Raw genomic sequence first — 19,390 nt, forward strand, 5'->3', positions numbered from 1 at the left:
AATCCAGTCATCCATGATCGATCTGAACTGATCATGATCGAACAATCCGACCCTAAGAGGTCAGCAGCAGGAGGCACCATGCCGGGCAGCCCCACCAGCCAGCTTTCGACGCCGGATGCTGCCGCGGCGCTTTCCGCTTCAGGTCTGCCCTTCCTGGGTCCGTTAGCGGAAGCATGGGGATCGACCGCGGGGGGACCGGAACTGCTTTCCCTCCTCGACGGCTTCCGCGAAAGGATGAGTGTTCGCCCGGTAGAGGACAATGCGCAGTGGAGTGAAGTGCCCGTCACCCGCACGGAGTCTTTGGCGCAGGAAGCCGAGAAGGAAAAGCGGACGCCTTGGCCGCAGCCTTTGGTCTCGCACTATGCGCGGTACTTCCGTGACGGCAACCGCACCGCCTACGAGGACCTCGTGCGCGCACGGCAGGAGCGGCTGACGCGTGCCATCGTGATGGCAGCGCTCTCTGCAGGCTCGCTCGCTGCGGGGCAGGCATCCCGCGCCGCCTACCAGGATTCTGACTCTGACCCAGAGGCCGATGCCGAGGCATGGCTCGATGAAGTGATCGACGGGGCCCTCCTCTTATGCGAACAAAGTTCCTGGTGCTGGGCAGCCCACGACGACGTCCACACCCGCCTTGGCCATGTGGTGCCGGACCGAGACCGGCCGTACCTGGACCTGGGCGCCGGCGAAGTTGCAGCGCAGCTTGCCTGGCTGGACCATGTCCTCGGCGCGTCGCTGGACCGTCGCTCCCCCGGGCTGCGCAGGCGAATCCGGCAGGAAGTCCAGGAAAGGATCATCACCCCGTTCCTCGAGCACGATGACTGGCACTGGCTGGGACTCGACGGCCACGTCCACAACTGGAACCCCTGGATCCACTCCAACATCCTGGCGGCGGCCCTTTTCCTCGTGGAGGACGGCGCACTGCAGGCCAAAACCGTGGCCAGGTGCATCGAGGGCCTTGACCGTTTCCTTGCCGTCATTCCTGCAGACGGCGCCATTGACGAAGGATTTTCCTACTGGTGGAACGGCGCAGGCCGGGCGCTCGAGGCCCTGGCGCTGTTGGAGGAGGCCACCGCCGGTGCCCTCGCGGCGGACCTTCCCGTGGTACGCGCCCTGGTTGCGTTCCCGCACCGGATGCACATTGGCCACCACTGGTTCCTTAACGTTGCGGACGGCCGGGCGCTGGCGGAAGGCAACCTTCCCTGGAGCATGGTCCGCAAGTGGGCACTGAGGCTCGGCGACGACCAGGCGGCCAGGCACGCCGGGTTCATGGCAGCGGCGGCGCCGGACGCGGCTTTCGGGCTGGGAAGGACACTGCACGCCCTGCTTGAACGCAATGTTGAGGCCGCGCATACGGCACCCGCCGCTCCCCCGCTGACGGCCTTCACCTACCTGCCTTCGGTCCAGATCATGGTTGCGCGCCAAACTCCCGGGACCACCGAGGGCCTCCTGGTCACGGCGAAGGGCGGGCATAACGGCGAGAACCACAACCACAAGGACGTCGGCTCGGTCACCGTGGCGGTGGACGGGATTCCGTTGCTAGTGGACGCAGGCCAACCCACCTATACCGCCCAGACCTTCGGTCCCAACCGCTACGACATCCGTGCCATGCAAAGCGGCTGGCACAGCGTTCCAACTCCTTTTGGCCTGGAACAGGGTGCCGGGGCAGAATTCGGGGCCGACGTAATACAAGCACCGACCCCCAAGGATCCGCGGCTCGTTCTGGAGTTAGCGCGCGCCTATGGGTTGGGTGGGGGTTCCCGGTGGACGCGGGCGGTTTCCCTGGATCGTCCCGGTTCCCGCGTCCGAATCGTGGACAGCTGGGACCTGCGTGCCGCTCCCAGCCTTGCTGATCATCGCCCTTCAAGCTCCCGCTCATCGGGAACGGAAGGAACGGACGACGTCGATATCCACTTTCTCCTGGCCGGAACCGTCAGCCTCGGCCCGCAGGGCACGGCGACTCTCCTTCCCCACGGCATTCCGGCCATCGACGCGAGCGGAGCCCGGGCGAATAGCGCCAGTCGCGGTGGGACCCTGCGCTGGGACCAGCCCGCCGCCGTCGTACTGGTGGATGAGTGGCTGTTGGATGATCCGCTGCTGGCCTCCGTGTGGGGTGCCCGGCTGACTCGCTTGCGCTTCCGGATGCCTGCGGATCAGCGGGCAGCAGGTTCGTTTGCCCTGACAATGGAGGCCACGCCATGACGCCACCACAAAGCCCGGAGCAGGGTGCGGAACCGGCCGGGAAGTCGCTTTTTTCGCTCCAGCGCCGGGAACGGCTTATGGACGAACTCCGGGCTCACGGCTCCATCACGGTGCGGGCCATTGCGGCCGAGCTGGGCGTCAGTGAACTGACCATCCGGCGGGACGTGAACCTGCTCGCCGTCGAAGGACTTGTTTCGCGGGTCCATGGCGGCGCCACTCTCCCCAGTCCCCTGGACCGCACGGCATCCATGACGCGGCCACAAACAAACCGCTACTCCATCGGCATGGTGGTGCCGTCCCTGGACTACTACTGGCCACAGGTAATCAGCGGCGCCCGCGCTGAAGCAGACGAACGGCAGGCCAAGATCCTGGTCCGCGGGTCCACGTACGATGCCGCCGACAACCGCCAGCAGGTTCAGGCACTGCTGAACACGCAGAACATCAACGGGCTCATCGTCGCACCGGACATCACCGGGGAAGCAGGAAGGGAATTGCTGCGCTGGCTCAATTCGCTTCCCATCCCCGTGGTGCTGGCCGAACGGCGGTCCCCCATCGAGATACCTGCGCACAGGCTGGAATGGGTAGCCACGGATCACGCATTCGGTGCAGGCATGGCAACGCGGCATTTGTGGCAGGAGGGGCACCGGAAAATCGGCTGCATGACCGATTCGAACAGTCCCACGAGTGCACACGTCGTTCGGGGCTGGCTCCAGGCTCTCGGTGCCCTGCGGATCCCGGCCGCCCAGTCCGTCAACGAAGACTCAGCGCATGTCCCCACCAGCGACCGAGCCGAGCATTTCGACCGGATTCTGCAGCTCTGCCGGGAAACAGATACCACCGCCATGCTGGTCCACTCCGACACCCAGGCCGTGGCTTTCGTCCAGCATTGCGTGGACCGTGGCGTGGATGTTCCCGGAAGCATGGCAGTGGTGGGCTACGACGACGAAGTGGCCTACCTTGCCGAACCCGCGATCTCAGCGGTGCGGCCACCCAAGCAATATGTGGGAAGACTCGCAGTTCAGCTCATCACTGCCCGCATTTCCGAAGGGCCCAAACGCCCGGTCCACCGTGTTCAACTTAACCCCGATCTCATTGTGCGCGATTCCTCCCTCGGTGGACCGCGCTCTTCAGCCCACGCCCTGGAGGACTCCCTGTGACTGAACCGACCGCCCTGCTGCTCAGCGGAAACGGACGATATTCCGACCCCTGGCACCCGTTCCCGGAAACCTCCGCCGCCATCGCTACGCTGCTGCGCGAGGCGGGCCTCCAGGTGGAGGTGGCGGACGACGTCGACACCGCCTTGGAGGGCTTGGGCACCTCACAGCCGCTTCCGGACCTTCTGGTAGTCAACGTGGGCCAGCCTCGCGACGGCGGAACCTCGCCTGGGACGCCGGCCGCGACTCGCGGGCTTGAGGAGTGGGCCGCCGCCGGACGCCCCCTGCTTGCCTTCCACGTCAGTTCCACAAGCTTTGTGGACTCACCGGTGTGGGAGGAGACGCTCGGTGGAAGCTGGCTCCGGGGAACCACTATGCATCCCGACTACGGTCCAGCCCAGGTGCTGATGGATGCACAGTCAGGACCGCTCGCCGCTGGCATCCCCGATTTCGAGGTGCTGGATGAGCGCTACAGCTGGCTGCGAACCCTGCCGGGGATCACGGTGCACGCCAGGCATGAGCACGAGGGGACACTGCACCCCCTCGTGTGGTCATATGAGCGCGGTGGCCGGACCTTCTATGACGCCCTTGGCCACGATTCTGCCTCGTTTGACTCCCCCGAGCACCGTGAACTGCTCAAGCGCGGCGTCAGCTGGCTGCTCGAAGGGACCCGTCCGGCAGCCCCTCAGTCCTGATGCTGCCCTTGGCTTCGGCAAACACCCGGAAGCCCAGTTCGGGGTCGTAGCCGTGGACCTCGCGGGTGTCGAGGGCGGCCATGAAGTCCAGCGCATCCACAGTGATCACCTGGCCGGGAACCAAGATGGGAAAGCCGGGAGGGTAGGGCGTGACGAACCCTGCGGAAATGACTTCCTCGCCTCCCGCCACCCGCCGCAAAAGTTCCGCGGGTTCGAGATACTCGGTGGCACCCGTTTTGTACGTCTCGAAGTAGGCCGCCCTCAGGTTCCCATCGGGGTTGGTGTTGTCCGCCCTGAACCTGTCAGCGAACCTGCTGAAGTCAGGAAGGGCAATCGGGGCACTCACCGTAGTACCTTCCGGATGGGTCCCGGGATCGCTTCTGAGCGCCCGAACGCGGGCATCGCGCGCCTTCAGCCCACGGGGGCCGAGCGTCCTTTGTTCCGCATCAAAGGACTCAGCGAGTTTCACGAGGACTTCGACCAGGTAGGCCACGGCGCTTCGTGAGGTTCCGATGTTGGTCATAAAGAGGACGCTGTTGCGCGATGTTTTGTTGACCTGGATGCCGTATTTATCCATCAGGTACTCGTGTTTGAACGTGTCGCCGTCGATCCCCGTAAGGCCGATGTCCAGGGTCAGCCGGCTGGGGTCAACCACGAACTCATCGCGCCGCCAGGCCTCATCCAGTACGGACAACCCCTTGCTGAGGGGCATCGAGGTGCTCGTTTCCCGGTACTCCTCCGGGATGAGCTCGCTGGCGCCGAGCACCCGGAAGTACTTCTTCAGCAGCGGGTTCCTGGCCACGGCCTGCGCGATGCTGACAGCCAGGTCCGCCTGCTTCTGCACCAGCGCGAATCCTTCAAGCTCCACCTGCCGCCGGCCGATGTCCAGCGACGCCAGGATCTGGTAGTTCGGCGACGTGGAGGTGTGCGTCATGTACGCCTCCCGAAACGCCTCGCCGTTGAGGTATTCGAAGTCCTGGTCGAATACGTGGACCATCGATCCCTGGCGCAAGGACGTGAGGGTTTTGTGGGTGGACTGCGTTGCGTAAATGCGGAGCCGTGCCTTTGACGGATCCGGGATGAGCCGGGTGTTCAGCCATACTTCGTCGTCCGCTGGGGCGCCTGTTTCCGGATCCCACAGAAGTTCCGCCTGCTCGGCGTACCGGAGAACGTAGTCCGGGTTCCGGAACTCGGTTTCCAGTTTCCGTGCGGCTGCCATCGCAGTCCGGCGCCGGTACACCGGGTGGAAGGCGGCGAACGCGAACCAGGCCTCATCCCAGAGAAAGACGAGGTCAGGCTTAATGGCCAGGCACTCCTCCATGACCCGCTCGACGTCGTACACGATCCCGTCGAAAGTGCAGTTGGTCAGGGTGATCATTTTGACGTCGTCCAGCCGCCCTGCCCGCCGGTAGTCCAGGAGCATCTTCTTGATGCTGGCAAGTGGAACAGCACCGTAGAAGGAGTAGCGGTCCAGCGGATATGCGTCCAGGTAGGCCACCTGCGCACCGGACAGCATCAGCGCGTAGTGGTGGGACTTGTGGCAGTTCCGGTCCACCAGCACGATGTCGCCGGGGGCGACGATGGCCTGGTGGACGATCTTGTTGGCCGTGGACGTGCCGTTGGTGACGAAGAATGTCTGCTCAGCACCGAAGGCCCGCGCGGCCAGCTCCTGTGCTTTTTTGATGGAACCATGAGGATCCAGCAGGGAATCGAGGCCGCCGGAGGTGGCTGACGTCTCGGCCAGCAGCAGATTCAGTCCGTAGAAGTCGGCCATGTCCCGGATCCAGGGTGAGTTTCCCACCGAGCCCCCACGGGAGATGGGGAGTGCATGGAACACGCTCGCGGGGCGGCGGCTGTATTCCTGGAGGGCAGTGAAAAAGGGCGTCTCGTAACGCTCCGCGACACCGGCCAGCAGAGATAGATGCAGGTCAAGGCGGTCTTCCCTGCGGAAGATCCTCTTGAACGGCCGGGTCAGGGATCCCGCGAGGCCTTCAATAGCGACGCCGGCAACGAGGTACACATCCAGTTCAGGCCGAAGCTCAGCCATTCCCTCAGCCAGCCGGAGGATCCGGTCGATGGGCCGCAGCGCTTCCAGACCGTCGTCGATGTGGCGTGCCAGGAAACTCTTCAGGTCACTGCCGAGCCTGCGGCCACCCCTGATGGTGAAGCCTGGCCGCAGAATGCAGGCCTGGATGTCAGGGTTCAGCAGCACGGCCACAAGGGCGTCCTCGAAGGAGGGCACCACATTGACCTCGTAGCTGAATGCATCCGCGGGGCGCCGTTGCCCGAGCATCTCGCCTTTGAGGGTCTCAGCTTCTTCGGCAGTGATGTCATCTACCACCAGGACTTCAAACTTGGGCCGCTCCGGCGCATCCTGGCGTCCCTCAAGGGGTTCGCCCTCTCCGCCATCGGCCGCATCAGCGGTTTGCCTGGACTGTTCGGAAGTGGGGCGGATTCGGCCGATGCGGCTTCTGACGCCCTCGATCAGGTCGAGCGCCTCGCCATATTCACCGGCGGCGATAATGCTGCGAAGCCTTGCCAGCGCCGGTAAGCCGGGGAAGGCCCAGTACAGTTCGATGGCCTCGAGCAGGACCAGCGCCCGGCGGGTCTGGCCCTCCAGCCCGCTTTGGCTGCCCGATCCCTTCGCCGCCGGTTTTTCCTTCGCGCCGGTTTTTCCTCCGGCTGGCGCTCCTGCTGCGGCGGAAGCCAGTTGCTTCATGGCGTATCCCAGGAAATCCCAGGCGTCGGCGCGAACCCGCCATGCCCGGCTCGGTGTGCCTATTTCCATTCCAGCCCCGGTGGTGGGAGTGACGCCGTCGTCAATCATTTCTTTTGGTTCTCATGCTTTCTGGTCAATGTTCAAGAGGGTGCGTCGATGCACGCATGCCGGCAGAAGGCAGCGGGTATCGGATCAGGAAGTGCAGCTAAACCAGCTGCTGGTGGTGGGTGAAGCTCGCCATCGTCCCGGCGACGTTGCCGGGGTGGTGGTGTATCCAACTCTAGGTCCGGGGGGATAGTTTTATGTTGGTTGGGGCGCCAAGAACGCAAGGAGGAATTTGTGCACGGAACTAAATTTTTGCCGTCATTGGGCGAGTAGCGTACTTGGCTGTGGCTGTCGCCGCAAAGAGCCATGCCTGTCTGGCATGTTGCCCACACAATCAGAGAGGGTCGGGGTGCCGGGGTGAGACCTGAGGAACTCAACGGGGAGCTGCCCCGCGTAGCGCTCAGCGATGTCCTCGAAGACATTGGCATCGACAACGCACAACTGCTGCTTGCCCCGGCCGCCGACAACGACACAGTCCAGGACGCCGTCATCACCGATTCCGAAGACCATGACTCCATCCAGCGCGGCGCTTTGGTGCTGCTGGTGGGAGTGAGGGGACGCGCTGCCTTGCCCACGGTCCGCGCGCTGATCGACAACAGGCCCGCGGCCATTGCCATCAAAGGAACGGAAGCCGAGCTGGCAGCAGTCCGGGAAGTCCTGCGCCCCACCGGAATTGGACTGGTCGCCGTCGCCCTTTCAGCGCGCTGGAACCACCTTGAAAGCATCGCGACGGACCGCATCCGTGAGTCGCTGCCTTCCGGCGACACCTCTACCCTGATGCAGCGGGACCTTTTCGGGATTGCCCAGACGACGGCGACGCTGACGCACGGCCACGTGGTCATCGAGGACCCCGCGAACCGTGTGCTCGCCTACTCCCCTGCCTCCAACGACGTCGACGAACTCCGCCGCTTATCCATCCTGGCCCGCCGCGGACCCGAGCGGTACCAGAAGCTCCTGAAGGAATCGGGGGTCTATAAACACCTCCAGGCCGGAGAGGCGCCCATTCACATTCCTGCCAATCCTGACGAGGGACTCAGGGAGCGCGTGGCCATCGGCATTCACGCCGGCCGGCGCGTCCTAGGGTACATCTGGCTCCAGGAAGGGGCCGAACGGCTCGCACCGAACACTGACCGGATCCTGGTGGGCTCCGCCCGGCATGCCGCCATCGAGCTGGTACGGCACCGCAACGAACAGTCCCAATCCATGCGCCAGGACAGGGTCTCCAGCCTGCTAAGCGGGACGGCGCAGATCCATTCGCAGGCGCAGTCGGCTGGGCTTGATCCCTCCAAGCCTGCAGCACTGGTGCTGGTATCGTCCGGAAGCCTGCAGCAAACTCCTCCGGGGCTGCAACTGCAGCGGGGCGAATTGGCCAACCTGATCTCAATCCATGCTGCCGCCTATCGTCCGGGCGCTGTTGTTGGCTGGCTGGGCCTGGAAACGGCTGTCATCCTGCCCGACCTGGATCCGGTGAAGTCCCCGGCCGCGATCACCCGTCTGGCCAACGTCATTGTGCGGGACGCCAGGGCCCATCTGGACCTGCAGGTCCAGGCCGCCGTCGGACCCATAGTGGAGCAACTGGACCAGCTGCACACCTCTGTGGAACACGTCCGCAACGTCTTGAAGGTCCTCAAGGAGACGCCTTCCATGCGCGTGGCTTCCTTCAGCGAGGTGGAAACGACTGTCCTGGTCAATGAGCTGCTGGACCTTATCGGCTCGCGCGACCGGCTCCGCCACAAGGGCATCGCTGTGCTGTGCGAACGACATCCGGAGTTCGCCGCCACGCTGCTGGCCTACCTTGAGTCCTTTGGCGACGTCAACCTGTGCGCGGAGCAACTCAAGGTCCACCGCAACACCGTCCATTACAGGCTGAGGCGTTCCTGCGAAGTCGCGGGAATCGACCTCCAGGATTCCGGTCAACGGCTCCTGGCCCACCTGCAGATCCGGCTTTGGACGGAATCAGAAAACAGGGCTGCTTCCGCCGAGAGAGCATCCCCCAGCATCACCTCCCCCAACATCACATCGTAGAAGTAGAGAACCACCGGTTATGGATATGCAAAACCTCCTCGACGACATCGTCGGGACCATCAAGCCCCACCTTGGACAGGGTGAAGTGGCTGGCTACATCCCGGAGCTCGGTGCCGTGGGCGCGGACCATTTCGGGATTTCCGTTGCCACACGCGAGGGTGAGGTTTTTGCGTCCGGGGATTCGGAAATGGCCTTTTCGATCCAGAGCATCTCAAAGGTGTTCGCCCTCGCGCTGGTGCTTGCCGACGACGGGGACAGGATCTGGAAGCGGGTTTTCCGGGAGCCGTCCGGCAACCCCTTCAATTCGCTCGTCCAGCTTGAGCACGAGGACGGAATTCCGCGCAACCCGTTTATCAACGCCGGCGCACTCGTCGTTACGGACCGGCTCCTGAGCATCTCCGAGAACCCGTCAACCGCTGTCCGCGATCTCCTTCGGCAGGAAAGCGGCAACGACTCGCTGGTGGTTGACGCCGTCGTCGCCGATTCAGAAGCCCGCCACAGCAACCGGAACAAGTCGCTGGCGCACTTCCTGGCAAGCTGCGGCAACCTCGACAACCCGGTGGACGATGTCCTCGATGCCTACATCAGCCAGTGTTCCCTGGCCATGAGCTGCACCGACCTGGCCCTGGCCAGCAGATTCCTCGCCTCCAACGGTATGCGGGGCGACGGAACCGCCTTACTGTCCCCTCCCCAGACCAAGCGGATCAACGCGGTCATGCTCACCTGCGGAACCTATGACGCCGCCGGTGAGTTTGCCTACCGCGTGGGGCTGCCCGGAAAGAGCGGGGTGGGCGGCGGCATTATTGCCGTAGTGCCGAACAATTGCACCGTCTGTGTGTGGAGCCCGGGGCTGGGACGCTCCGGGAATTCAGTAGCCGGCATGGCCGCCCTGGACGAGTTCACCACCAGGACAGGCCTGTCCATCTTCTGATCCGCTTAGAAGGTTTGCTCCGAATATTCGTTGGCCAGGCCCCCGATAATTGCGAAGAAGAAGATAAAGGCCATCACAGTCAGGGCGATACCCACGTAGCCCATGACCAGACCACCGATGGCCATTCCCTTACCTGCAGGCTCCCTTTTGAGGGCCATGTGGCCGAGGACCACCGCTGCAATCTGCGGCAGGATTATGAAGCCAAAGCCGATATAAACAGAGATGCCGCAGCACAGGCTTGCGATACTCAGGCCCTTGGGTTCCGGAGCTGCGTAGTATCCGGGCTGGCCATAGGGCTGCGCATAGGGGCTGGGCGCCTGCCCATACTGTTGCCCGTAGGGCTGCGGGTAGGGGTTTGGCGTTTGTCCATACTGATCCGCTGGCTTGCCATATGTCTGCTGACCGTAGGGCGTTTGGCCATACTGTGCCTGGCCATAAGACGGCGTTTGGCCATAAGACGGTTCGCCGTAGGCGTGGGAACCCGAGGAGTCCGGCTGTTCAAACGTGGGCTGTCCGGCATCCGGCTGTTCAAACTGCGGTCCGGCCGGAGGGGCCGGCGGCGGTGGGACGTCGGAATCTTGGGAGGGAATGTACGACGGCGGCCGGTAGCCATTGGGTGTATCGTCGCCGGTTTTGGGTTGCTCAGTCATGGTGGATCCCCCTCATAAAGTATTTAGGACAAGCCTACCGCCGTGCTGGCCGGAAGGCCGCTGCAGCCGGTATCACTTCATGGTGGTCCCTGCACAAGTGATTTGAATCACAGGGGATTTCGTGAACTATTTTGATCCGAAAGGGCAATACACGGTGTGACTAACGACAGCGGCGCAGTTCGCAGCTCCCACGAGGACCCCGCAGCATTTGCGGTCCTTTATGACAAGTATTCGCGCATGGTATATCGCTATGCTGCGGCTCGTGCTGGCGATTCTGCAGCCGAGGACGTGATGGCTGAGACCTTTCTGGTTGCATTCGAGAGTCGGGAATCATTCGATCCTCGCTGGGAGGACGCCCGTCCATGGTTGTTCGGGATCGCCACGAACCTGCTGCGCCGACATCACCGAACCGAAGCCAGGAGGTTGAAGGCCTTCGCGAAGGCTGCCGGCCGGGGGGACCACGACACCGGCGCGGACAGGGTGGTGGAGCGGTTGGATGCAGCGGCAGCGACGGCGGGAATCGCCGCCGCGCTGCGAGGCCTTTCATCTGCCGACAGGGAATGCCTGTTGCTCTACGCGTGGGCGGACCTGACCTATGAAGGGATCGCAATAGCCACCGGCGTCCCGGTCGGAACCGTCCGGTCACGCCTTAGCAGGGCCCGCCGCGTTCTGCGCGATGCAGCGGATCTGGACCAAATTGATAACAAGGAGATGAACCGTGGACGAGATAACACTGCTGCGCAAAATTCGCGATGACAATTCAGGCACTCCGGCTGACGCCACCATCGAAGCCGGGCGGGAAAAGTTGCTGCAACGCATAGCCCCGGCCCCGGCAGTTTCAGAGCTCTCCGCCCGGCGTCCTCGTGGCACACGTGTCTGGCTGACTTCGGCAGCCGCGGCCGCCGTCGTCGCGGGGCTTATCGGAGGAGACGTCATCGGGCTTGCCGGTTGGCGCGGCGGAGCCACCGCCCAGGCGGCAGAAGTTCTCAACGCCGCGGCACAGACGGCGATTACCACGGTCGATCCCGCGGTGAATCCGGGCCAGTACCTGAAAATCCAAAGCACAAACGTTTGGAGCACCCAGTCCGTAGACGCGGACGGTTCCAGCTACGAATGGCTGGACACCGAAAAATCCGAAATGTATATCCCTGCTGACCGTTCCGGTGAGTGGGTGTGGCATCGGTCAGGACGCGTTCCCACCACCTTCTTTGACGCAAAGGCCGAGGAGTACGTCCGCCAACAGAACACACAACCGAATCCCGAGCTGTTGCGAGGAGCCAATGGAGCCTTCTACGGCAGCCCCGACTCCTTTGCCCCGGACATGTCCGCGCTTCCCCGCGATCCCTACCGCCTGCTTAACAGCATCTACAAACAGACCCTTGGAAAGGGACAATCTGTGGACGGGGCAGCATTGGTGTTCATCGCGGACCTCCTCCGTACAGGTGTTGCCCCTGCCGATCTGAGGGCCGCCCTTTACAAGGCTGCGGCCATGATTCCCGGGGTGACCATCACCGAAGGCCAGGCCAACCTGGACGGACGTACCGGCGTCGCCATCGGCCGTCTCGAAGAAGGGCTTTCCAAGATGCGCCAGGAGATCATCATCGACCCCCAGACCGGGGTGCTGATCGGCGAACGGGAAATCATCACACAACCCCTTGGTTCGATCCCGGCAGGAACGGCCGTGACTTGGACTGCCGTAGAAACTTCCGTTTCCGACACAGCTCCCTGATACCTCACCCGGGTAAGAAGGTTCCTCCGCGCCATTCCTCGAATTGATCTGGCGACGGTAAAAGCTGACATCGGGCCGCGTCCCGGCAGCGGCAAACAAAGGTCCCGTCCGGAGTGCATTCAGGACCTTTGTTTACCTTCCGGATGATTTTGCATTGATCTTTACGAACTCAATGCTTCCAGGGCTGCGACCTTAGTGGCCCCAGACCATTGGGCAACGGATCCTGTCAGTTTGGGCAGTGCAGTGCCAGCTCTTCGTTTGTCATCGGTCGGGTGTGTCCCTGAACGATTTCGTTTCCAATACCGTTCTTATCTGGTCCTTCGACGGTGACGGTGCTGGTCGTCCAGTAGTAGTGGTCCCATCTGCGCTCACTGAAGTTCATTTTGTAGTAACCCTTGACCCTCTCCATCGCGGTGGACTTAGTGACATACCCGATGCTCAACGCAGGCACGTGAACCATGACGAACCCGCCTTTCGAGTCGCTGCGGCTCCATTGATGGTTGTAGTTGGCCTCAATGGAAGCCTCGAAGAGTCCAAACAGAACTCCAGACTTGGCCGTGATCGAACCGCCCACAGTGTCGCTGCTACCCGTCGTTTCAGTCCAGTTGCTTTGGAGGTCAACCACGCCTGGACCGCAATTGGGTGACATAGGCGAAACCAACTTCACGTCCGTTGTGTACCGCTCACTGGACACCGGAACGAACTCGCAGTGGTCGGCTCCCTCGCATGCTGCTAGCAACTCTTCAGTCGTTGGCCCTTCGGCTGCCATCGCCGCCGTAGCGGGTAGTAGCGTCAGGAGCAGGGCACCTGCGGCAGCCATCCCGGCTGCCTTGGACAATCTGAGTCTCTTCATACTTCCTACTTTCGTTGGTGTCTCCGGGAGCAAGGCTGGGGGGTTACCCGCGCCGAGAGCTTGCAGCAGATCACTCATCCACCCGGACAAGGCTAGGCACAGCGATCAAGCACCCATAGGGTTCCGGGCTCTAATCAACAGAAAACTGGCCACTCGTCTAACAGATTCCTTACATGACATGCACAACGGCTCAGTATCGTGTAGGGAATTCAGGCGTTCTTTGGACTGCAACCGTGGATGTACTTCCGGTAGTTATCGTTCTTTCCAACCTGATGTGGAATCCGGCGATAGATGAGCGCGTTTCGGGCACAGTGCGCCACGCAGAAACGCCACTGAAACCAGGGCAGCCCGGTTGCCAACTTTCCACGACCGCATTACCCGGGCGAGATGCCATTTGACGGCGTGGGGGCTGTAGTCCAGAGCCTCTGCGATTTGTTCGTTTGAATGCCCGGCGGCGACCAGGGCCAGCATGTCGAGCCCGGGACTCTCCAGAATCCCTGGCACGGATTCAAGAATGTCGTCCAAGTTATCGCCATCTGCCCGCGGTCCGTCAGGGTGTGGATGCTGGATTGCCTCAAACCAAAACTCAACCCAGTATGCTGTCATCTCGGCCGAGAGGCGTGCGGCTCGTTCCATGAGCAGAGTAAGTTCCCGATGGGAAAGTTCGTGTTTCCACGAGCGTGCATACGCGTAGAAGACGCGAAGTGAAGGGGCGCCTCCTCGTAGCATCAGCCTCAGTGGCACATCAGCGAGTCGCATGGCTCTCGCGGAGGCACGAAGTGCTGCGAGCGTGTGCGGGCTCAGCGGCCCGCCCGTCTCTATGCATCGCAGAACATCAGCCATCACCACCGGAAGCAGCTCGGCATAGCGGGCCCGGAGGTACAAAGAGTGCGGGGAAACCGGCCCGAACGCCCGGACATCGAGCATCGCTTCAATGAGAATGTCAGCATGAGCAAGGAGGCCGCCGACTCGAACCTGCCCTGTCCGCTCAGGCGGCTCGCCCTTCTCGTTGCCCTGGGCCCTAGAACGGAGGTCATCTGCAGGTGTCATCTTGTGTCCTGTGGTTTTGATCGTGCGGGTTAGCGGGATTGGCCGTGAGGGGCGGGCTGCCAGGAGGTGATCATGTAGGGTTTCGGCAGCCCCAGAGCTTCATCGTTGCCTTCCTTTGCGAGGTGTGCCGGGGCCAGCGTATCTGCCTGCCCTGACAGCTGGGTTTCAGAATCGGGGTTCGGAGGGACGGCAGCCCCATCCGCCGGCGTTGTGCGGGGCGCTCAGGGAGGACTTATCAGCCGCTTCGGCGTTCCCGGATACGCACTGCGCGGAGCCAACCCCGGATTCCACGGCCCTGGAGAAGAACTAAAACTCGTCCCCGGCCGAAGCGTCATCATTCCCTGACAAAGCGTTCCCGTCCCAGCGCCACGCTGACTGGCGCAATGGGCAACCAGGACTCCCTCAGAGGTGGGCAATTCGCCTGGGCGCTGCTGGGCAGTTTCTGGCCACTGCCGGGCATGTTCTGGCCACGCTTCGAAGATGCATGGTGAAAGCACCGAGGATGGCGGCCGCTACAGGCGCTGCAAACGCTGTGGTAAATACGACGACAGTGGTGGTGGCGGGCGTTGGGCACTTCCGGATATGGGCTAATCAGGGCCCAGCCATTACTCAGTCCACCGAGCCGTCATCATTGCCCGGTCCTGTCCGTGCTCACCTCGGCACCTTGCCGGTTTCGTACCCCATCGCGGCGGTGGCGCGCCACGGCCGCCCGCCTCCCAGGTCAGCGCTGGCCCAAACGGGTTGGCCCGAGACCAAGGGCCAACCGGGTTTAGATACTAGGGTCCTTCCTCGAGGAAGGCCTCAGGATAGGGAAACAAATGAGCGTTGCATAGTTCGCCCGGGCTCGGAACTAGGGCCTTATGTCCCGCGGCAACGATTTGTCCGTAGGACTGGACCCGTCCGCCCTCAAAGGGATCGTTTGGCACATCGTTGAGCCCCGAGAACGAGCAGATGGAGTTGGCGTGTTCCGGGCCCCTTTCCACCTGCCCCGCAGCGAAGGCGGGGACGGACTGCATGCCGATCAGCGCCGCCGTACATAGGGCAGCACCTAGTAGTGATTTCTTGCGCATCGCGTACCTCAATCTCTCGAGTGTTGATCCAGGTCGCAGATGTCACGGTGCCGGTGCATACCGTGACGCTGCCCAGTCAGGTCTGCTCCCTCCAAGCCTGTTGCAGGCTCGTGCGGGTGATTCTACTCAGCGCGCATTGGCTTGGGAAGAACTTCCCTTTGGTTCGGAGGCAGCGGGCATGGTGAGGTGAACATCAGCCCAGTGTGATCCCTGTCCCGTAAGGCGTCCGGCCAACGGAGAGACAGTGGCGCCCGCCACTGGAGCTAATCGCTCCGCCTTGGTAGCTTTCAACGCATGGCCATCAAATTTGAGAATGTGGGTATCGCTGTTCGCGATATCGAAGCGGCAATCGCCTTTTTCACCGATCTCGGCCTTACAGTCATGGGCCGTGACACGGTCAGCGGTGAATGGGCAGATACGGCCGTTGGACTTGACGGAAACCACGCCAAAATCGCGATGCTCCAGACCCCGGACGGTAACGGTCGACTTGAGCTCTTCGAATACATCCATCCCGAGGCGATTGAGTCGAACCCCACGCGTCCCAACGACATTGGTATGCACCGCGTGGCCTTCTCTGTTGACGACATCGAAAAGGCCCTCGAGGTAGCTGCCAAGCACGGTTGCCATCCGCTACGCGGCGTGGCCACCTACGCCGACGTCTACAAACTCACGTACCTCCGCGGTCCCAGCGGAATCCTCGTGATGCTAGCCCAGGAACTGAAGAAGGACTGACTCCCGGAACGGCCCAACGCTATGGGCCCTCACCTTCGCCGGCGTTAAAAGAACTGGTCAAGGAGCCGATAGAAGGTGACCCGGGCCGTGTCCGCCTGTTCTATGCCGTAACGGGTGAGGTAACGGTCCGCGTGATGAACGCCGTACTGGGGGTTCTGGCCACCGGCGATACTCCGGGTGGCCAGGGCGAGGTCGGAGTACCGGTCGGCGCGACCCAGGCGGCCAACGTCGATGAGCCCCGTGACCATAAGAGTGTCTGGGTCCAGCAGTACGTTCGGCAAGCAGAGATCGCCGTGGCAGACCGCCAGGTCTTCGAACCCGGGAAGGGTCGCGTGGGCCTCTTCGAGCAGTTGCTGCGGTGTCCAACCCTCATAAGCGGGGTCCAGCCGGTCCGCACCAACCAGATGCTGCCCAACTGCATGGGCAGCGGCAGGCATAGTGACGGCAAGGCTCCGTTCGAAGGGGCAGTCCTCAATCCGCAGGGAGTGCAGGGTGAGAGTGAAGTCGGCTAGTGCGTCAATGACGTTGGGGCGCTTGTCAGCCGGCCAGTGTTCTGCAGCGGATCGACCAGGCACTGCCGTGGTAATTAACCATGCGCAATCGTCAGAGATTTCGAAGTCCACCACCTCGGCGGTAGGAATCCCAACCTTGGCAAGCCAACGCATGCGTTCTGCCCCGGCGCCCAAGTCGGCCCCGCTGTCCCGATTATTGGTCAGGTTGCCAACCTTCACATACAGGTCTGTGACTCCGTCCAGCCTATAAACCAGGGCGCCAGAGCAGCCGACGCTGACCGGAGTCCAGGCGTGACCCGAATACCGCCGTCGAAGTGACTTGACCTGTTCTTCTATCACTCGTCGATAGTAGGTCACACCTGGGCGCAGCCTCAGTGGTTGGCTTTTACCAATTCGCCGGTAAGGCGGGTGACGGCTTCCTCGGCCGTGGGCGGCGGCCCGAACAGCTGCTCCTGTCGGCGGGGGTTAGCCACGTATCGGCCCGTATCGAACCAGCCGAACATCGCCGTCATGTCCTGGACTATGGGCTTGAAGGGGCCGACGACGGCGCCTACCAAACGGGTGACGGCAGAGGGAACTGCCCGCACCTTGATCGGCTTCCCGGCGCTGACTGCCATTAGCTTTGCCAGCTCGAGCACGCTGATTGGCCGGTCCCAGCCGATGTCGATGCGCTCACCGTCTTCAGCATCCGCATCGACGGCGGCCGCCAGGTAGCCGGCGAGGTCGGAGGTATGGACGAAGGTCAGCGGGACGGACGCCTTGCCGAGCCACATCATTCGGCCTTTATCCAGGGGGTTGCCGCCCATGCTTGCCACCTGGTCGATGAACGCCCCTGGGCGCAGGGCTACAAACGGTACTCCGAACTCTTCGAGCTTGTCCTCGGCAACTTTCTTGTGCCAGAAATGCGGGATGTTGGGTGTCTGGTCGCTGGTGAGGATGCTGGTCAGGATGAACCGCCGGATACCGGTCCGGCGGGCCGCTTCGGCGAGGTTGGAGTTCCCAACGGTGTCGATGTCCTGTGCGTTCTTGCCGCCGCGCGTGTATCCGGCGGCTGTGGTGATGACGGCGTCCGCCCCGTTCATGGCGGCAACCAGCGAGTCGACGTCGAGCATATCGCCGCGGGCGATCTCGACGCCCTTGTTCTCGAGCCGGCCGGCGTCACTGGTGGAACGGACCAATGCGCGGACGCTCTTGCCCCGTTTGAGCAGTTCGTCGACGACCTTGCCCCCGAGAGAGCCGGTGGCCCCGACGACGAGGACCGGGAGAGTTGAAGGGTTGGTGGTCATGAGGTCCCACTTTCCATCCGGTCCGTTTGGGGCCGGGCATTGATTGAACTAACGATGGCGTCAGCGGCGTTCATTACAGACTCCGCCTGCTGAGGTGACAGATTCCGCGTCGTGGTCTCTTCCAATGTCTGCCACATGGAAGTGATCGGTTCACGCATGGCTCTTCCCTTATCCGTGAGGTGGACGACCATCACGCGCCGGTCGTGGTCGGCCGGCTGGCGGACAAGAAGGCCGGCGTCCTGCATACGGCGCAAGGTCTTCGAGAGGGTGGAATGGTCGAGTCCGACGCTGGCGAGGAGCTCGGACTGGGTTTGGCCGTCCCGGTCGAAGAGGTGCATGAGCACCAATTCCTGTCCGGGATGCAGATCCAACTGTCGGAGGAGGCCGGCGGCAAAGCCCCGGTGGGCCCGGGCAAGTTGAAAGATCGCGTAGCTCACTGGACCCTGGTCGAAGGTAGTGGGGACGTGCAGGTTTGAAGTCGGCATAATTCAGTCCGTTCTGCCGGTATGCGTCGAGTAGTCGGAGTAGCCTACAGCGCAGGAAAGCCGGGGCGTGGTCACGGTACGGTGAGCACGAGCTTGCCCCGGATGTGCCCGGTGTCGCTGACATCCTGGGCCGTTGCGGCCTGAGCAAGGGGGTAGGCCGTGACGGTGGTAACAACCTTTCCGATCGCGGCCTCCTGCGCCAGGGCGGAAAGGCGCTTAACCGAGCGCTCCTGACCACCATTGGCGAAAGTGATCCCCAACTGATGTGCGCGGAAATCAGCGAGGGTGACGATCCTGTCGGTACCACCGCGCAGGGTGATGGAGTCCTCGAGCGCTCCCTTCCCTGCAACATCGAGCACCGCGTCAACGCCGTCGGGGGCAAGATCCTGCACCCGCTCGACAAGTCCGTCCCCATAAAGCGTGGCAGTGGCGCCGAGTGAGGCGACATAGTCCTGATTGTCGGGGCCGGCCGTACCGATGACGCGCGCACCACGGGCAGCGGCGAGCTGGACCACTATGGTCCCCACTGCCCCTGCGGCGCCGTGGATCAGCAGAGTCTCCCCGGATGCAATGGCGAGCAAGTTCAAAACCCGTTCGGCTGTTTCCCCTGCCACCGGGAGCGCGGCCGCGCGTTCCCACTCAAGTTCGGCGGGCTTGAGGGCAACCGTAGTTGCCAAGGCAAACTCGGCGTAGGCCCCGGTATCTGACCACCCAAAGACCTCGTCTCCCACGGTCACATCCGTCACGGCGGCACCTACTGCATCCACCGTGCCGGAGACCTCGAAGCCTGGAATGACGGGCAACGGCGTTGGGAAAACCGCCTGCAAGGCGCCCGAGCGGATCTTCCCGTCCAAGGCGTTCACTCCCGCCGCCCTGACCCGCACACGCACTTGTCCAGGACCGGGCTGCGGGACCTCGACCTCCGCCTCGTGCAAATTCCCGGTTCCTCCGAACTGCTCAAACTGGATAGCTTTCATGGTCTCTTCTCCCTAGTTGGTAACTATTTATGTGGCTAGCCACATACTGTACAGGAGATATGTGGCTAGCCACAAGTATTTGGGAAGAGGTCAGCCTTGTATCGCTCAAATCAGGACATGGGGCTGTCGTCGACGAGGATGGCTTCGTCGCTGGCCAAACAGTCGGCGCATCGCCTTTGCCCGCATGGAAAGCGGCACGTGGTTACGCCTGCGCGCTG

The 19,390-nt window shown here is 62.7% G+C and carries 16 protein-coding genes; 8 read left to right on the plus strand and 8 right to left on the minus strand.

Going from position 1 to position 19,390, the window contains the following annotated elements:
* Positions 1 to 33 precede the first annotated feature (33 nt).
* The 3 genes from MU551_RS05755 to MU551_RS05765 are packed head-to-tail and all read left to right on the plus strand — an operon-like array spanning position 34 to position 4,048.
* Positions 34 to 2,199 carry a heparinase II/III family protein gene (locus MU551_RS05755; protein ID WP_247041457.1) on the plus strand — a complete coding sequence of 722 codons (2,166 nt, stop codon included), beginning with the start codon at positions 34 to 36 and terminating at the stop codon, positions 2,197 to 2,199.
* Positions 2,196 to 3,356, plus strand: a complete 1,161-nt coding sequence (locus MU551_RS05760) for a substrate-binding domain-containing protein (RefSeq protein WP_247041459.1) — start codon at positions 2,196 to 2,198, stop codon at positions 3,354 to 3,356. Before MU551_RS05755 ends, MU551_RS05760 begins: the two co-directional genes overlap by 4 nt.
* Positions 3,353 to 4,048 (plus strand): ThuA domain-containing protein, encoded by a 696-nt coding sequence (locus MU551_RS05765; RefSeq protein WP_247041461.1) that lies wholly within the window; start codon positions 3,353 to 3,355, stop codon positions 4,046 to 4,048. The genes MU551_RS05760 and MU551_RS05765 overlap by 4 nt, the downstream gene beginning before the upstream one ends.
* Here MU551_RS05765 and MU551_RS05770 read toward each other — a convergent pair.
* Complete coding sequence (locus tag MU551_RS05770) at positions 4,002 to 6,875, minus strand: aminotransferase class I/II-fold pyridoxal phosphate-dependent enzyme (RefSeq protein WP_247041463.1); 2,874 nt, start codon at positions 6,873 to 6,875, stop codon at positions 4,002 to 4,004. The two genes, MU551_RS05765 and MU551_RS05770, sit on opposite strands and share 47 nt — an antisense overlap.
* Before the next feature lie 354 nt (positions 6,876 to 7,229).
* Here MU551_RS05770 and MU551_RS05775 point away from each other — a divergent pair, with 354 nt between their 5' ends.
* The gene (locus MU551_RS05775) at positions 7,230 to 8,897 is read left to right on the plus strand and encodes a PucR family transcriptional regulator (protein ID WP_247041465.1); all 1,668 of its coding nucleotides are present in this window, start codon (positions 7,230 to 7,232) and stop codon (positions 8,895 to 8,897) included.
* A gap of 19 nt (positions 8,898 to 8,916) precedes the next feature.
* A complete protein-coding gene (locus MU551_RS05780) occupies positions 8,917 to 9,828 on the plus strand; it encodes a glutaminase (RefSeq protein WP_247041467.1) in 912 nt (303 codons plus the stop codon).
* A 5-nt stretch (positions 9,829 to 9,833) separates the two neighbouring features.
* On the opposite strand, the gene MU551_RS05785 is transcribed toward MU551_RS05780, so the two are convergent.
* A complete protein-coding gene (locus MU551_RS05785; RefSeq protein ID WP_247041469.1) occupies positions 9,834 to 10,478 on the minus strand; it encodes a DUF4190 domain-containing protein in 645 nt (214 codons plus the stop codon).
* 156 nt (positions 10,479 to 10,634) lie between these two features.
* Between MU551_RS05785 and MU551_RS05790 the strand changes: the two genes are divergently transcribed.
* Positions 10,635 to 11,234 carry an RNA polymerase sigma factor gene (locus MU551_RS05790; RefSeq protein WP_247041471.1) on the plus strand — a complete coding sequence of 200 codons (600 nt, stop codon included), beginning with the start codon at positions 10,635 to 10,637 and terminating at the stop codon, positions 11,232 to 11,234.
* Positions 11,197 to 12,207, plus strand: coding sequence for a CU044_5270 family protein (locus tag MU551_RS05795; protein ID WP_247041474.1), 1,011 nt, complete (start codon positions 11,197 to 11,199; stop codon positions 12,205 to 12,207). Before MU551_RS05790 ends, MU551_RS05795 begins: the two co-directional genes overlap by 38 nt.
* Positions 12,208 to 12,433: 226 nt before the next feature.
* Here MU551_RS05795 and MU551_RS05800 read toward each other — a convergent pair whose 3' ends face one another.
* Both MU551_RS05800 and MU551_RS05805 read right to left on the minus strand, forming a co-directional pair.
* A complete protein-coding gene (locus MU551_RS05800) occupies positions 12,434 to 13,060 on the minus strand; it encodes a hypothetical protein (protein ID WP_247041476.1) in 627 nt (208 codons plus the stop codon).
* 252 nt (positions 13,061 to 13,312) lie between these two features.
* Positions 13,313 to 14,110 carry a response regulator transcription factor gene (locus MU551_RS05805; protein WP_247041478.1) on the minus strand — a complete coding sequence of 266 codons (798 nt, stop codon included), beginning with the start codon at positions 14,108 to 14,110 and terminating at the stop codon, positions 13,313 to 13,315.
* A 1,364-nt stretch (positions 14,111 to 15,474) separates the two neighbouring features.
* On the opposite strand from MU551_RS05805, the gene MU551_RS05810 reads away from it, so the two are divergent.
* Positions 15,475 to 15,912 (plus strand): VOC family protein, encoded by a 438-nt coding sequence (locus MU551_RS05810; protein WP_247041480.1) that lies wholly within the window; start codon positions 15,475 to 15,477, stop codon positions 15,910 to 15,912.
* 44 nt (positions 15,913 to 15,956) lie between these two features.
* On the opposite strand, the gene MU551_RS05815 is transcribed toward MU551_RS05810, so the two are convergent.
* The 4 genes from MU551_RS05815 to MU551_RS05830 form a co-directional block, all read right to left on the minus strand.
* A complete protein-coding gene (locus MU551_RS05815; protein WP_372489806.1) occupies positions 15,957 to 16,760 on the minus strand; it encodes an APH(3') family aminoglycoside O-phosphotransferase in 804 nt (267 codons plus the stop codon).
* 35 nt (positions 16,761 to 16,795) lie between these two features.
* Positions 16,796 to 17,710, minus strand: coding sequence for an SDR family oxidoreductase (locus MU551_RS05820; protein ID WP_247041483.1), 915 nt, complete (start codon positions 17,708 to 17,710; stop codon positions 16,796 to 16,798).
* Positions 17,707 to 18,195, minus strand: a complete 489-nt coding sequence (locus tag MU551_RS05825) for a MarR family winged helix-turn-helix transcriptional regulator (protein ID WP_247041486.1) — start codon at positions 18,193 to 18,195, stop codon at positions 17,707 to 17,709. The genes MU551_RS05820 and MU551_RS05825 overlap by 4 nt, the downstream gene beginning before the upstream one ends.
* A 71-nt stretch (positions 18,196 to 18,266) precedes the next feature.
* Positions 18,267 to 19,172 carry an NADP-dependent oxidoreductase gene (locus MU551_RS05830; RefSeq protein WP_247041488.1) on the minus strand — a complete coding sequence of 302 codons (906 nt, stop codon included), beginning with the start codon at positions 19,170 to 19,172 and terminating at the stop codon, positions 18,267 to 18,269.
* Positions 19,173 to 19,390 lie beyond the last annotated feature (218 nt).

This window comes from Arthrobacter rhizosphaerae (genome assembly GCF_023062595.1).
GTDB classification, from domain to species: Bacteria; Actinomycetota; Actinomycetes; order Actinomycetales; family Micrococcaceae; genus Arthrobacter; species Arthrobacter rhizosphaerae.

Coding starts and splice junctions, on each gene's coding strand:
- MU551_RS05755 (WP_247041457.1), top strand. CDS start 34: ATGATCGAACAATCCGACCCTAAGAGGTCAGCAGCAGGAGGCACCATG.
- MU551_RS05760 (WP_247041459.1), top strand. CDS start 2,196: ATGACGCCACCACAAAGCCCGGAGCAGGGTGCGGAACCGGCCGGGAAG.
- MU551_RS05770 (WP_247041463.1), bottom strand. CDS start 6,875: ATGATTGACGACGGCGTCACTCCCACCACCGGGGCTGGAATGGAAATA.
- MU551_RS05780 (WP_247041467.1), top strand. CDS start 8,917: ATGGATATGCAAAACCTCCTCGACGACATCGTCGGGACCATCAAGCCC.
- MU551_RS05785 (WP_247041469.1), bottom strand. CDS start 10,478: ATGACTGAGCAACCCAAAACCGGCGACGATACACCCAATGGCTACCGG.
- MU551_RS05800 (WP_247041476.1), bottom strand. CDS start 13,060: ATGAAGAGACTCAGATTGTCCAAGGCAGCCGGGATGGCTGCCGCAGGT.
- MU551_RS05805 (WP_247041478.1), bottom strand. CDS start 14,110: ATGACACCTGCAGATGACCTCCGTTCTAGGGCCCAGGGCAACGAGAAG.
- MU551_RS05810 (WP_247041480.1), top strand. CDS start 15,475: ATGGCCATCAAATTTGAGAATGTGGGTATCGCTGTTCGCGATATCGAA.
- MU551_RS05820 (WP_247041483.1), bottom strand. CDS start 17,710: ATGACCACCAACCCTTCAACTCTCCCGGTCCTCGTCGTCGGGGCCACC.
- MU551_RS05825 (WP_247041486.1), bottom strand. CDS start 18,195: ATGCCGACTTCAAACCTGCACGTCCCCACTACCTTCGACCAGGGTCCA.
- MU551_RS05830 (WP_247041488.1), bottom strand. CDS start 19,172: ATGAAAGCTATCCAGTTTGAGCAGTTCGGAGGAACCGGGAATTTGCAC.